Source organism: Kitasatospora sp. NPDC059160, assembly GCF_042755465.1.
Taxonomy (GTDB): domain Bacteria; phylum Actinomycetota; class Actinomycetes; order Streptomycetales; family Streptomycetaceae; genus Kitasatospora.
This window is the reverse complement of record NZ_JBHZCN010000035.1, coordinates 1-13,359: the sequence shown is the minus strand read 5'-3', so window position 1 is coordinate 13,359 and position 13,359 is coordinate 1. Positions and strand designations below refer to the sequence as shown.

Below are 13,359 nucleotides of genomic sequence, written 5' to 3'. Positions count from 1 at the left end.
CGGACCGGCCGGACCGGGCCGCTTCATGGGCGGCCAGGGCACCGAGAAGTCCATGGACTTCAAGGGCTCCGGCAAACGCGTGCTCGGCCTGCTGCGCCCCGAACGCAACGTCCTGATCGGCGTCCTGCTGCTCGGCGTGCTCGGCATCGGCTGCGCCGTCACCGGCCCGAAGATCCTCGGCGACGCCACCGACCTGATCTTCGCCGGCGTCATCGGCGCCCGCTTCCCCGCCGGCACCTCCAAGGCCGAGGTCATCGCCGGACTGCGCGTCCACGGCGACGGCGGCGTCGCCGACCTGCTCTCCGCCGTCGACTTCACCCCCGGCCAGGGCATGGACTTCGGCGCCATCGGCTCCATCCTGCTCTGGGTGCTCGGCATCTACCTCGCCTCCGCCCTCTTCGGCATCGTCCAGGGCCGCCTGGCCACCCGGGCGATCCAGTCCGCCAGCTACCGGCTGCGCCAGGACGTCGAGGCCAAACTCGCCCGGCTGCCGCTCAGCTACTTCGACAGGCAGCCGCGCGGCGAGGTGCTCAGCCGGGTCACCAACGACATCGACAACATCGGCCAGTCGATGCAGCAGACCATGGGACAGATCGTCAACTCGCTGCTCACCGTGGTCGGTGTGCTCGCGATGATGTTCTGGATCTCCCCGATCCTCGCCGCGATCGCCCTGGTCTCCGTACCGCTCTCGGTGGTCGTCGCCGCCAAGGTCGGCAAGCGGGCCCAGCCGCAGTTCGTCCAGCAGTGGAAGTCCACCGGCCAACTCAACGCCCACATCGAGGAGATGTACACCGGCCACACCCTGGTCAAGGCGTTCGGCCGGCACCGCGAGTCCGCCGAGACCTTCCGCGAGCACAACGACGCGCTGTTCCACGCCAGCTTCCGCGCCCAGTTCATCTCCGGGATCATCCAGCCCGCGATGATGCTGATCGGCAACCTGCAGTACGTGCTGGTCGCCGTGGTCGGCGGCCTGCGGGTGGCCAGCGGCTCGCTGTCCACCGGCGACGTCCAGGCCTTCATCCAGTACTCCCGGCAGTTCAGCCAGCCGCTCACCCAGGTCGCCAGCATGGCCAACCTGGTGCAGTCCGGGGTCGCCTCCGCCGAGCGCGTCTTCGAACTGCTCGACGCCCCCGAGCAGAGCCCCGAACCGGCCATGCCCGAGAAGCCCGACACCGTCCACGGCCGGGTCGCCTTCCAGGACGTGTCCTTCCGCTACGACCCCGACAAGCCGCTCATCGACGACCTCTCGCTCAAGGTCGAACCCGGCCAGACCGTCGCCATCGTCGGCCCCACCGGCGCCGGCAAGACCACCCTGGTCAACCTGCTGATGCGGTTCTACGAGGTCAGCTCCGGGCGCATCACCCTCGACGGCATCGACATCGCCGCGATGTCCCGCGAGGACCTGCGCTCCGGCATCGGCATGGTCCTCCAGGACACCTGGCTGTTCGGCGGCACCATCGCCGACAACATCGCCTACGGGGCCGGCTCCGCCACCCGCGACGAGGTCGTCGAGGCCGCCCGGGCCGCCCACGTCGACCGCTTCGTCCGCACCCTCCCGGACGGCTACGACACCGTCATCGACGACGAGGGCACCGGCGTCAGCGCCGGCGAGAAGCAGCTGATCACCATCGCCCGGGCCTTCCTCGCCCAGCCGTCCATCCTGGTCCTCGACGAGGCCACCAGCTCCGTCGACACCCGCACCGAGGTGCTCATCCAGCGGGCCATGGCCCGGCTGCGCACCGGCCGCACCAGCTTCGTCATCGCCCACCGGCTCTCCACCATCCGGGACGCCGACGTGATCCTGGTGATGGAGAACGGCTCCATCGTGGAGCAGGGCTCGCACGACGAGCTGATCGCCGCCGACGGCGCCTACGCCCGGCTCTACCAGGCGCAGTTCGCGGAGGCCGTGGCCGAGGTGGACTGACCCGTCGGCACGCCCGGAGCCGGGACGGAACCCGCCGTCCCGGCTCCGCGCGCACCCGCCCCTCGCGGGGCACGACCGCCTTCGCTACGGTGGCCCCCGTGACCGCCCAGCCCACGGCCCCCGGACCGGCCCCCGACGCCTTCGAGGCGAACCGCCGCTACCTGGGCTCGGTCGCCTACCGGCTGCTCGGCTCCTTCACCGACGCCGAGGACGTCCTCCAGGACGCCTGGCTGCGCTGGCAGGACGCCGACCGCGCCGCCGTCGCCGACCCGCGCGCCTTCCTCACCACCGTGGTCACCCGGCTCTGCTACGACCAGCTGGGCTCCGCCCGCAGCCGCCGCGAGGCCTACTACGGCGAGTGGCTGCCCGAACCGTCCGTCTCCTACGCCGACGGCCCCGACTCCCCCGCCGACCTGGCCGAACGCGGCGAGTCCGTCTCCCTCGCCCTGCTCACCGTGCTGGAGCAGCTCACCCCGGCCGAGCGGGCCGCCTTCGTCCTGCACGACGTCTTCGCGGTCGGCTTCGAGTCCATCGCCGCCTCCCTGGACCGCACCCCGGACGCCACCCGCCAGCTCGCCTCCCGGGCCCGCCGCCGGGTCAAGGAGGGCGGCCGGCACCCCGGCGGCACCGACCCGGCCGAACACCGGCGGGCCGTCGAGGCGTTCGCCTCCGCCAGCGCCCGGGGCGACATCCTCGGCCTGATGGCGGTCCTCGACCCCGACGTGGTCTGGCACGCCGACGGCGGCGGCATCGTCCGCGCCGCCGCCCGCCCGGTGCGCGGCGCCGACAAGGTCGCCCGCCTGGTGGCCGGACTGGTCGCCAAGTGGTTCACCCCCGACGCCGCGATCGGCCTCGCCGCCGTCAACGGCGAACCCGGCCTGGTCTGGTACGAGCGCGGCACCGGCAGCGTCGGCGGGGTGCTGGCCTTCGCCGTGGCCGACGGCCGGATCACCGAGGCCTTCGTCGTGGTCAACCCCGAGAAGCTCGGCCGGATCGACCCGGTCACGACCCGCTGAACCGGGCCCCGCCGGGCTGTGACGCGGGTCACCGTCACACTCCGGCCGCCCGCGTCGTCCCCTTCCCGAACAGCGCTCCACCGGAGCGCCCCACGAGGAGGCGGACGAGATGAGCAGCACCACCAGCACCGATCAGCGGATCGTCGTCCTCGGCGCCGGGTACGCCGGGATCACCGCGGCCAAGGGCGCCGGACGCCGCCGCGCCGTCACCCTGGTCGCCCCCGAGGAGCGGCTCCTGCACCGCATCCGCCAGCACGAGACCGCCGCCGGCCGCGGCCGCGACTGGCCCGCGCTCACCGAACTCGCCCGCGGCCGCCGGATCGAGCACCGCCGGGCCCGGGCCGTCGCACTCGACCTGGCCGGGCACGAGGTGCTCCTCGACGACGGCACCACCCTCGGCTACGACACCCTGGTCCACGCCCTCGGCAGCCGCACCGCCTGGCACGGCGTCCCCGGCGCCGCCGAGCACGCCCACCCCGTGGAGCGCGCCGCCGAGGTCCGCCGGCTCATCCGCGAGGCCGCCCGCCCCGGCACCCTCGCCGTCGTCGGCGGCGGCGCCACCGGCATCGAACTGGCCGCCGAACTCGCCGAGGCCCACCCCGACTGGCGGGTGCGGATCGTCGCCTCCGGCACCGTCGGCGGCGCCTACTCGCCCAAGGGCCGCGCCCACATCCGGCGCGTCCTCGACCGCCTCGGCGTCGACGTCCACGAGGACGCCACCGTCACCGAGGTCACCCCCGGCGGGCCACTCACCACCGCCGGCCCGGTCGACGCCGACCTCACCCTGTGGGCCGCCTCGCTGGAACCCCACCCGCTGGCCGCCGAGGCCGGACTGGCCGTCGACGAGCGCGGCCGCGCCCTGGTGGACGACCACCTGCGGTCGGTCTCGCACCCGGACGTCCACGTGGTCGGCGACGCCGCCGCCGTCACCGTCCCCGGCGTCGGCACCCTGAGGATGGGCTGCGCCACCGCGCTGCCGCAGGGCCAGTACGTGGGCCGGCTGCTCGACGGGCGCACCTCGGCGCCGTTCTCCTTCACGTACCTCGTGCAGTGCCTCAGCCTGGGCCGGCGGGACGGGCTGCTCCAACTGGTCCACCCCGACGACTCGATGAAGCCCACCGTGCTCACCGGCACCGCGGGGCGGCTGGCCAAGGCCGGGATCGTCGGCCTCGTCCTCGGCGCGCTCAAGTAGCCGCCGGGGGCCACCGGTTCCGTCCGGGTACTACCGGTTCCTGTGCCCGGCGGGAACGCGGAAGGGCCCGGGCAGTCCCGCCCGGGCCCTCCTCGTACCGCTTCCCGCTACGCCTACTTCTTGTCCTTCGGCGTCTCGGCGTCGGTGGACAGCGCGGCGATGAAGGCCTCCTGCGGGACCTCCACGCTGCCGACCATCTTCATCCGCTTCTTGCCTTCCTTCTGCTTCTCCAGCAGCTTCCGCTTACGGGAGATGTCACCGCCGTAGCACTTGGCGAGGACGTCCTTGCGGATCGCGCGGACCGTCTCACGGGCGATCACCCGGGAGCCGATGGCGGCCTGGATCGGCACCTCGAACTGCTGGCGGGGGATGAGCTTCTGCAGCTTGCCGGCCATCATCACGCCGTAGCCGTAGGCCTTGTCCTTGTGCACGATCGCGGAGAACGCGTCCACCGGGTCGCCGTGCAGCAGGATGTCGACCTTCACCAGCTGGGCGGCCTGCTCGCCGATGGGCTCGTAGTCGAGCGAGGCGTAGCCGCGGGTCTTGGACTTCAACTGGTCGAAGAAGTCGAAGACGATCTCCGCGAGCGGCAGGGTGTAGCGCAGCTCGACCCGGTCCTCGGAGAGGTAGTCCATGCCCTGGAGGTTGCCGCGGCGGGACTGGCAGAGCTCCATGATCGCGCCGACGAACTCGTTCGGCGCCAGGATGGTGCCGCGCACGACCGGCTCGAACACCTCGGAGATCTTGCCGCTCGGGAACTCGCTCGGGTTGGTGACGGTGTGCTCGGTGCCGTCCTCCATCACCACCCGGTAGACCACGTTCGGGGCGGTGGAGATCAGGTCGAGGTTGAACTCGCGCTCCAGGCGCTCCCGGATGATCTCCAGGTGCAGCAGGCCGAGGAAGCCGCAGCGGTAGCCGAAGCCCAGCGCGACCGAGGTCTCCGGCTCGTACACCAGGGCGGCGTCGTTGAGGCGCAGCTTGTCCAGGGCGTCGCGCAGCAGCGGGTAGTCCGAGCCGTCCAGCGGGTACAGGCCCGAGAACACCATCGGGCGCGGGTCCTTGTAGCCGCCGAGCGCCTCGGTGGCGCCCTTGTGCATCGAGGTGATCGTGTCACCGACCTTGGACTGCCGGACGTCCTTCACACCGGTGATGATGTAGCCGACCTCGCCGACGCCGAGGCCGTCGGCGACCTTCGGCTCGGGCGAGATGACGCCGATCTCCAGCAGCTCGTGGGTGGCGCCGGTCGACATCATCGCGATGCGCTCGCGCTTGGTGAGCTGGCCGTCCACGACACGGACGTAGGTGACCACGCCGCGGTAGGAGTCGTACACCGAGTCGAAGATCATCGCGCGGGCCGGGGCGTCCTTGACGCCGACCGGGGCCGGGACGGTGTTGACGATGTGGTCCAGCAGGTCCTCGACGCCGAGACCGGTCTTGGCGCTGACCTGGAGCACGTCGGAGGGGTCGCAGCCGATGATGTGGGCGATCTCGGCGGCGTACTTCTCCGGCTGGGCGGCCGGCAGGTCGATCTTGTTGAGGACCGGGACGATCGTGAGGTCGTTCTCCAGCGCCAGGTACAGGTTGGCGAGGGTCTGGGCCTCGATGCCCTGGGCCGCGTCGACCACCAGGACGGTGCCCTCGCAGGCCGCGAGGGAGCGGGACACCTCGTACGTGAAGTCCACGTGGCCGGGGGTGTCGATCATGTTGAGGATGTGGGTCGTCCCGGCGTCCGGCCCGGTCTTCGGGGCCCACGGGAGGCGGACCGCCTGCGACTTGATGGTGATGCCGCGCTCGCGCTCGATGTCCATGCGGTCGAGGTACTGGGCGCGCATCTGCCGGGGGTCGACGACGCCGGTGATCTGCAGCATCCGGTCTGCGAGCGTCGACTTGCCGTGGTCGATGTGGGCGATGATGCAGAAGTTGCGGATCAGCGCCGGGTCGGTACGGCTGGGCTCTGGCACATTGCTGGGGGTCGCGGGCACCTTGGTCCGATTCTCCGTTGGTCCGGGGCCGGGGGTGTCCGGATCATCGCTGACCGGCTATCCCGGGGACCGGACAGTCTCGTCCGATCGAAATAGTTCCTCCCATCCTCCCACGACTACGGGGCGGGACGCCGTTCGGGCACCTCACAGCCCCCCGAGGGCGCCCCGAAGGGCTTCGCCCGGCCGCACCGAGGGGTTCCGCGGCTCGGCCGGGTACGTGCGGTGGCGGGAGCTGCCGCACCACTTCTACCCGCCTTCTACCGGCCGCGGACCGACCGCGGACCGGCCGCCGGTTTGGGGCGGGCGGTGGGCCCCTGGTAGCGTGGTCAGCTGCACCTGGCCTCGGCATGCCCTCTCAGCTGGTCCGACGGCCGCACAGTGCAGCCCGTTCAAACCATTCAGACAAGACTGAGGCTCCTTCGTGGCGAACATCAAGTCCCAGATCAAGCGCAACAAGACCAACGAGAAGGCGCGCCTGCGCAACAAGGCCGTCAAGTCCTCGCTGAAGACCGCTCTGCGCAAGGCCCGTGAGGCCGCTGCCGCCGGTGACACCGAGAAGGCCACCGTGCTGGCCCGCGCCGCCTCCAAGGCGCTCGACAAGGCCGTGAGCAAGGGCGTCATCCACGCCAACCAGGCCGCCAACAAGAAGTCGGCCATCACCAAGCGCGTCAACACCGCCGTCCAGGCCTGACGCCCCCGGGGGCTCCGGCCCCCACCGCCTCAGGGCGACCGGCCCTCTACCCGGAACCCCGAGGCGTGCGAGACTCGCACCGCACGCGGCCTGCGTTCGCCACGCGGGTGCGGTGCAGCACGAGCTGTACGACAGGCGCCGCAGTCATCCTCTCCCCGAGGGCGACTGCGGCGCCTGTCGCGTTCCGCGCCCCGGCCGCTAGGGTCGGTCAGGCGCGACCGGGGGTGCGGGGAGCACCCACGGCGGCCAGTCCCGAGGGGGGAACTTCCATGACGACGCCACCGCCGCCACCGCCGTCGCCGGGTCCGGGTCCGGGTCCGGGTCCGGGTCCGGGTCCGGGTTCGAACGGACCGGGCTACGGCTTTCCGCAGCAACCGGCCACGGCGCCCGTACCCGGCACGGGCGGGCCGGGCGGACCCGGTGGATCCGGCGGGCTCGGCGGGCCGGGGGCCGGCAGCTTCGGGCCGCCGCTCGGGCTGCCGACCGCGCCCGGGCTGCCCGCCGCGCCGCCCAAGGGCGGTGGGCTGCGCCGCAACGCCGTCTGGGCCTTCGTCGGCGCGGTCCTCGCCTCGGCCGGCTGGGCCGCCGCCGTGGTGGCCGTCCCGGACCTCGTCAGCAACGACTCCTCACCGCGCAGCCTCGGCAACTACCACCTCTCCGACGACTTCTGCGCCACCGCGAAGCCCTCCCGGCTGCTGGAGACCTACACCGTCACCACGGACAGCAGTTCGCCGTCCCACCACACCGACCGGACCGCCGCCCTGGACAGCATGAACTGCTCCATGTCGCTCAAGCGGACCGGCGGCGGCACCGACAGCGAGTACGCCAGCGTGTACATCCGTGCCGACCTGCACAAGGCCGTCAACCCGGCACCCGAGCAGACGGCCGGCAAGGAGCTCTACCGGGCCCGGGGCTACCAGATCACCGACATCCCGGGGATCGGCGAGGACGCGTTCTTCATCTACAAGGACGACGGCGGTTCGGGCTCGTACCACAGCCTGTTCGGCGAGGTGCAGATCCGCGACGGCGGGATGACCTACTACATCAGCTACAACGCCAGTTACACCCAGGGGAAGGCCAACCCGCCGTCCATGACCGAGCTCCGCAACGACCTGCAGACCGACGCCGACAACGCCGTACGGGCCATGCGCAAGTAGCGGTCCGCCGCCGCGGTCAGTACGAGGGACGGGAGCCGGCCCGGGCGGCCTTGGCGACGGCCACCACCGCCCGCTCCAGGGCGAAGGCCGGGTCGGCCGAGCCGCCCTTGACCGCCGCATCGGCCTGGGCGATCGCGGTGAGCGCCGTGGCCACCGCATCGCCGGTCCACCCGCGCATCTGCTGACGGACCCGGTCCACCTTCCACGGCGGCATGCCCAACTCGCGGGCCAGATCGGCCGGACGCATGTTCCGCCCGGTCGTCGCCAGCCGGCCGATGCTGCGCACGCCGGAGGCCAGCGCGTAGGTGATGCCGGTCGGCGGCTGGCCGACGGCCAGCGCCCAGCGCAGCCGCTCCAGCGCCTCGGCCGCCCGGCCGGTGACCGCCAGGTCGGCCACCTCGAACCCGGTCGCCTCGGCCCGGCCGCTGTAGTAGCGGGCCACCACCGTCTCGTCGATCGTGCCCTCGACGTCCGAGGTCAACTGGCTGCACGCGGCGGCGAGTTCGCGCAGGTCGCTGCCGAGCGCGTCCAGCAGTGCCTGGCAGGCCTCCTGGGTCGCGGAGCGGCCCAGCGTACGGAACTCGCCCTTGACGAAGGCCAGCCGCTCGCCCGCCTTGGCCAGCTTGGCGCAGGCCACCTCGCGCCCGCCCGCCTTGCGCCCGAAGTCCAGCAGGCCCTTGCCCTTGGCCCCGCCGGCGTGCACCAGGACGATGATCACTTCCTCGGCCGGGGCCTCGATGTACGCCTTGACCTCCTTCACCGACTCGGCGGAGAGGTCCTGCGCGGCCCGGACCACGATCACCTTGCGCTCGGCGAACAGCGAGGGCGTGGTCAGCTCGGCCAGACTGCCCGGCTGCAGGCCGCCGGGCGGGAGGTCCCGCACGTCGGTGTCCGGGTCCGCCGCCCTGGCCGCGGCCACCACCTGGGCGACCGCACGGTCCAGCAGCAGCTCCTCCTGACCGACCGCGAGGGTCAGCGGGGCGAGCAGGTCGTCGGGTGCACTCTTCCTGGCCATCGTCTACCAGCATCCCACGCGCCGCGGACACTCCCGCCCGGACGGGCGGGAGCGTACGGGCGGGGGCGTACGGGCGGGGGCGGGGGACGGGGGCGGGGGACGGGGGCCAGTGGTCCGGGGCCGGGGCCGGGGACGGGGCTCGTGAAGGCCGACCGCCCTGCGGGGGCGCGCGGCCCGACCTGGAGAATGGCCCGGTGACCGAGAACCACACCCCCGACCTGCCGGACGTCGAAGACCCGTTCGTCCGCCAGCTGCTCGTCCTGCCCGACCGCGACACCGCCGACGAGGCCGCCGAGGAGCTCTCCGCCGCCCATCCCGACCTCGGCGACCTGGAGATCGTCCGCGACGCGCTGGCCGGCGAGGACGACGCCGAGGACGCCCAGTGGCTCGTCGTCCTCGACCCCCCGTCCGACGGCTGGACGCCCACCCTCCTGCACGCCCTCGACACCGTCGCGGCCTCCTACGAGGGCTGGCGCGAGGAGGCCTGACCCGACCGTCGCCCGCCCCCGGCGCTCCCGGCGCTCCCGGCGCTCGCCGAGGTGGTCAGTTCGGCAGCACCCAGTCCGGCCGCCAGGTCCCAGGGGCGTCGTGGGCGGGCGTGGTGGCGGCGAGGTGGGCCCGGAGGGTGGCCAGGGCGGGGTGGGGGTTGTCCCGGTGCCACAGCAGCGAGTGCGGGTAGACCGGCGTCGGGTCGGTCACCGGGATGCGGCGCAGACCGTGCCCGGCGGGCCAGACCAGCCGGGTGCGCTCGCTCATGAAGGTGGCCAGGGCCGGGGTGTCGGCGACGGTGTCCAGCAGCGCGTCGGAACCGAAGTTGGGGCCGGTCGCCTCGATGGTGAGGCCGAACTCGGCGACCAGGTCGTCGTAGTAGGCGGCCCACTCGGTGCCGGGGGCGATGCCGGGCATCCAGATCCGGTGGCCGACCAGCTGGGCGACGGTCACCGAACGCGCGCCCGCCAGCGCGTGCGCCGGACCGGTGAGCAACTGCAAGGGCTCGTCGAGCACCCGGACGGACTCGACGTCCTCCGGGAAGGGCCGCCCGGGTGCGGCGACGGCACGGAAGGACGCGTCGATCGCCCCCGAGCGGATCGCGGCGACGGCCGCCGCCACGTCGAACAGCATCACCACGTCCAACTCGATCCCGGGGTGCGCGCGGTGGAAGTCGCGCATCAGACCCGACCCGGCGCCGCGCGAGGCGATGATGTCGACCCGCAGCGGCCGACGGCCCGTCCGCACCGAGGCGACGGCCCGCTCGGCGGCGCGCAGCAGTTCACGTGCGTGGGGCAGGAACGCCTGTCCGTCGATGGTGAGTTCGGCGCCGCGCGGGGTGCGGGTGAACAGGCGCACCCCGAGGTCGCGCTCCAGGGCGGCGATGCGCTTGGAGACGGCCTGCTGGGTGACCGCCAGGTCGACGGCGGCCTTCTGGAACTGGCCGGCCTCGGCGGCGGCGGCGAAGGTGCGTACGGCTTCGAGGTCCACGTCGGCCCACCCTAGGCCGATCCGACGCGCAATGTCAGACACGCCCTTGTGAACAACGGATGGTTGTACCCGTGGGGCGGATCGGTTGTTTGACCTGCGGTCGAGCCGCTCGGTTAGCTCTCCCCGGTCAACGTCGGATTGTTCGAACGGGATGCCGAGGGAGTGCGCCGGACATGGTGGGCACGGGGGACGCGGCAGGTGCGGCAGCCGCCGCAGGCACGGCAGCGACAGCGACAGCGACAGCGACAGCGACAGCGGGCAGGTTCGGCAGGAGACGGCTGGGACCGCGGTTCGGGTGGCTGTGGGCGGCCTACGCGGTCAGCGCGTACGGGTCCGGACTGGGATTCGGCGCCCTGCCGTTGCTGGCCGTCCTGGTGCTGCACGCCGGGCCCGCCCAGGTGTCCGCACTGTCCGCCGTGGGCCCCGCCGTGGGGGCGCTGATCGCGCTGCCGCTCGCCCCCTGGGTGGAGTTCCGGCGCAAACGCCCGGTGATGATCACCATGGACCTGGTCCGGTTCGCGGCCATGGCGACGATCCCGGCCGCCTACGCCCTCGGACTGCTCGGCTTCGCCCAACTGCTGGCGGTCTCGGCCGTCGTCGCCGCGGCCAAGATCGCGTTCAACGCGGCCGCCGGCGCCCACCTCAAGGCCCTGGTCCGACCCGAGGACCTCCTGGTGGCCAACTCCCGCTTCGAGTCGACGAACTGGAGCTCCATCGCGATCGGACCGCCCCTGGGCGGGGCCGCCATCGGCCTGTTCGGACCGGTCACCACCGTGATCGCCGACGCCCTCAGCTACCTGCTCTCCGCCCTCGGCATCGGCGCCATCCGCGGCCGGGAGGAGACCCCGCCGCCCGCCGGGCGGAACCCGGGGCGGGCCGGCTCGGTCCTCGACGGCTGGCGGCACATCCTCGGCGACCCCGAGCTGCGGGCGCTCTACCTCAACAACCTGCTCGTCTCCGGGCTGATCATGGCCACCGAACCGCTGCTGGCCGTCCTCATGCTGCGCCAACTCCACTTCCCGCCCTGGCAGTACGGCCTCGCCTTCGCCGCCCCCTGCCTCGGCGGACTCATCGGCTCCCGGCTCGCCCAGCGCGTCGTGACCCGCTACGGCCGGCACCGGGTGTTCCGGACCGTCGGCGCCCTGCGCGCCGTGTGGCTGATCGGCCTGGTCCTCGTCCGCCCCGGCGTCGTCGGCCTGGTCACCGTGATGGCCGTCGAACTCGCCATCATCATCAACATGAGCCTCTACACCCCGGTGCTCGCCACCCACCGGCTCGAACGCACGCCCGAGCACCTCCTCGCCCGCACCCTGTCCGCCTGGTCCATCGGCCAGCAGACCGCCATCGCCGTCTGCACCACCCTCGGCGGCCTCCTCGCCGACACCACCGGCCCACGCACCGCCCTCGCCGCCGCGGGCCTCCTCATCCTGGCCACCCCCCTCCTCCTCCCCCGGGGCACCCCCGCCCCGGCCCCTCACCCCCCGGCCCCCACCCGTACCTGAGGCCGCCGGGCCCCACGCCTACCCAATTCGGGTGAAGGTCCGTCCACCCACCGACGGGGCGGCGGCGGGCCGCCGTAGCCTCGGTGGCGCCCCGTCGCCGCTCGGGTGCGCGATCCGGGCGAAGGTGCGGGATCCGTCGATCCGGAAGGCCACCGACACCATGACACGCTCAGCGGGCGGACACGACGAGACGCCGACACCCGGCGGGCCCTCCCGCCGCCACCTGCTCAGGATCGGCATCGGCGTCGCCGTGGGGGCCGGGGCCCTCGGCTCCGGCGCTCCCGCCGCGCTCGCCAACGGCCCGTACGACCCGACCGCCCCGACCATCGCGACCAAGATCAAGAACCTCAGCGGCCCGGCCGAGACCGGATCGTTCGGCGCCGCGTGGACCGACCTCGGCATCCCCGTCCGGTGCCCGGACGGCACCATGCTCTTCGTCTGCGGCGACACCTACTCCGGCGACCAGCTCTTCACCGGCCAGTGGAACGCGCCCGTCGGACTGCGCTCCAGCAGCGCCGACCTGGACAACCTGCGCATCGACGGCGTCGTCCAGGGCGCCTACGGCATCAGCCTCGTCGACGAGCCGCACACCCAGGTCGGCGACAAGTTCACGACCGCGATCCCCTCCGACGCCTTCGTCGTCGACGGTGTGATGTACATGCACCTGATGCGCGGGGTCATCTACGACACCCACCACACCGACTTCTGGCGCTCCACCGACAACGGGCAGACCTGGGAGTACCTGTGCCAGTGGCCCGGCGACCTGTACGGCGGGCAGTTCCAGCAGAAGACCTACGCGGTGGCCGACGACGGCTACTGCTACGTGCTGTCCACGGTCTTCAACCGTGAGGTGGAGTCGGGGATGCTGCTGCACCGGGTACGGAAGGAGAGCCTCGGCACCCCGGACGCCTACGAGCCCTGGGGCTACACCGACGGCAACTGGCAGTGGAACGCCCCCGCCCCGACGACCGTCTTCGGCACCCGCAAGTGGGGCGAGCTGTGCTTCCGCGCCATGGACGGCAAGTACGTCCTCACCTGGCTGAACACGGACCCGCTGTCGATCAGGGCGATGGTCTTCGCACTCCCTACCTCGGACCTGACCAGGACGCTGGAACAGGCCATGATCCTCCCCGGCGCCCCGGGCCAGGAGACCGCCAACTTCGTGGCCAGCCCGTACGGCGGCTTCGTCATCCCCGGCTCGACGTTCGGCAACTTCCACATCGTCGTCAGCCAGTGGTACGACGTGACGAACTACCGGATCATGCAGTACCGGATCAACATGCTCTCCTGACCGCCCCTACCCCGGCCTGATCGTCCCCGGCCCAACTGGCCCGGGCCGTAGGCGCATTGCTCCGGTGGCGGGGGGGGGCGGGGGGCGGCCCCGCGGGCGCCCCCCACCAA

At 72.7% G+C, this 13,359-nt stretch carries 11 protein-coding genes; 8 read left to right on the top strand and 3 right to left on the bottom strand.

Annotated features, from left to right (window positions below):
* The first annotated feature begins 25 nt into the window (after positions 1 to 25).
* The 3 genes from ACFXOZ_RS17070 (at position 26) to ACFXOZ_RS17060 (ending at position 4,132) form a co-directional block, all read left to right on the top strand.
* Positions 26 to 1,924: an ABC transporter ATP-binding protein gene (locus ACFXOZ_RS17070; RefSeq protein WP_380591231.1), complete on the top strand. Its 1,899-nt coding sequence runs from the start codon at positions 26 to 28 to the stop codon at positions 1,922 to 1,924.
* A 98-nt stretch (positions 1,925 to 2,022) separates the two neighbouring features.
* On the top strand, positions 2,023 to 2,940 hold the full coding sequence (sigJ, locus tag ACFXOZ_RS17065) for an RNA polymerase sigma factor SigJ (RefSeq protein WP_380524873.1): 918 nt from the start codon (positions 2,023 to 2,025) through the stop codon (positions 2,938 to 2,940).
* A gap of 109 nt (positions 2,941 to 3,049) precedes the next feature.
* A complete protein-coding gene (locus tag ACFXOZ_RS17060; RefSeq protein ID WP_380524871.1) occupies positions 3,050 to 4,132 on the top strand; it encodes an NAD(P)/FAD-dependent oxidoreductase in 1,083 nt (360 codons plus the stop codon).
* A 113-nt stretch (positions 4,133 to 4,245) separates the two neighbouring features.
* Here the strand turns inward: ACFXOZ_RS17060 and lepA are convergent, their stop codons facing one another.
* Positions 4,246 to 6,114, bottom strand: a complete 1,869-nt coding sequence (gene lepA, locus ACFXOZ_RS17055; RefSeq protein ID WP_375892440.1) for a translation elongation factor 4 — start codon at positions 6,112 to 6,114, stop codon at positions 4,246 to 4,248.
* Positions 6,115 to 6,535: 421 nt separating this feature from the next.
* Between lepA and rpsT the strand changes: the two genes are divergently transcribed.
* Complete coding sequence (gene rpsT, locus ACFXOZ_RS17050; RefSeq protein WP_375892438.1) at positions 6,536 to 6,805, top strand: 30S ribosomal protein S20; 270 nt, start codon at positions 6,536 to 6,538, stop codon at positions 6,803 to 6,805.
* 269 nt (positions 6,806 to 7,074) lie between these two features.
* The gene (locus ACFXOZ_RS17045) at positions 7,075 to 7,962 is read left to right on the top strand and encodes a hypothetical protein (protein WP_380591156.1); all 888 of its coding nucleotides are present in this window, start codon (positions 7,075 to 7,077) and stop codon (positions 7,960 to 7,962) included.
* Between the two features lie 16 nt (positions 7,963 to 7,978).
* On the opposite strand, the gene holA is transcribed toward ACFXOZ_RS17045, so the two are convergent.
* Entirely contained in the window at positions 7,979 to 8,977 is a 999-nt protein-coding gene (gene holA / locus ACFXOZ_RS17040) for a DNA polymerase III subunit delta (RefSeq protein WP_375892435.1), read from the bottom strand.
* A 194-nt stretch (positions 8,978 to 9,171) separates the two neighbouring features.
* Between holA and ACFXOZ_RS17035 the strand changes: the two genes are divergently transcribed.
* A complete protein-coding gene (locus tag ACFXOZ_RS17035) occupies positions 9,172 to 9,465 on the top strand; it encodes a hypothetical protein (protein WP_375892434.1) in 294 nt (97 codons plus the stop codon).
* Positions 9,466 to 9,520: 55 nt separating this feature from the next.
* Here the strand turns inward: ACFXOZ_RS17035 and ACFXOZ_RS17030 are convergent, their stop codons facing one another.
* Complete coding sequence (locus tag ACFXOZ_RS17030) at positions 9,521 to 10,456, bottom strand: LysR family transcriptional regulator (RefSeq protein WP_375892432.1); 936 nt, start codon at positions 10,454 to 10,456, stop codon at positions 9,521 to 9,523.
* Between the two features lie 299 nt (positions 10,457 to 10,755).
* Between ACFXOZ_RS17030 and ACFXOZ_RS17025 the strand changes: the two genes are divergently transcribed.
* Positions 10,756 to 11,958 (top strand): MFS transporter, encoded by a 1,203-nt coding sequence (locus ACFXOZ_RS17025; RefSeq protein WP_380591228.1) that lies wholly within the window; start codon positions 10,756 to 10,758, stop codon positions 11,956 to 11,958.
* A gap of 160 nt (positions 11,959 to 12,118) precedes the next feature.
* Complete coding sequence (locus tag ACFXOZ_RS17020) at positions 12,119 to 13,249, top strand: DUF4185 domain-containing protein (RefSeq protein ID WP_380532596.1); 1,131 nt, start codon at positions 12,119 to 12,121, stop codon at positions 13,247 to 13,249.
* The last annotated feature ends 110 nt before the right edge of the window (positions 13,250 to 13,359 follow it).

Excerpts from the sequence above, each read along its gene's own strand:
- ACFXOZ_RS17070 (WP_380591231.1), top strand. The coding sequence starts at position 26 with ATGGGCGGCCAGGGCACCGAGAAGTCCATGGACTTCAAGGGCTCCGGC.
- ACFXOZ_RS17060 (WP_380524871.1), top strand. The coding sequence starts at position 3,050 with ATGAGCAGCACCACCAGCACCGATCAGCGGATCGTCGTCCTCGGCGCC.
- ACFXOZ_RS17045 (WP_380591156.1), top strand. The coding sequence starts at position 7,075 with ATGACGACGCCACCGCCGCCACCGCCGTCGCCGGGTCCGGGTCCGGGT.
- holA (WP_375892435.1), bottom strand. The coding sequence starts at position 8,977 with ATGGCCAGGAAGAGTGCACCCGACGACCTGCTCGCCCCGCTGACCCTC.
- ACFXOZ_RS17020 (WP_380532596.1), top strand. The coding sequence starts at position 12,119 with ATGACACGCTCAGCGGGCGGACACGACGAGACGCCGACACCCGGCGGG.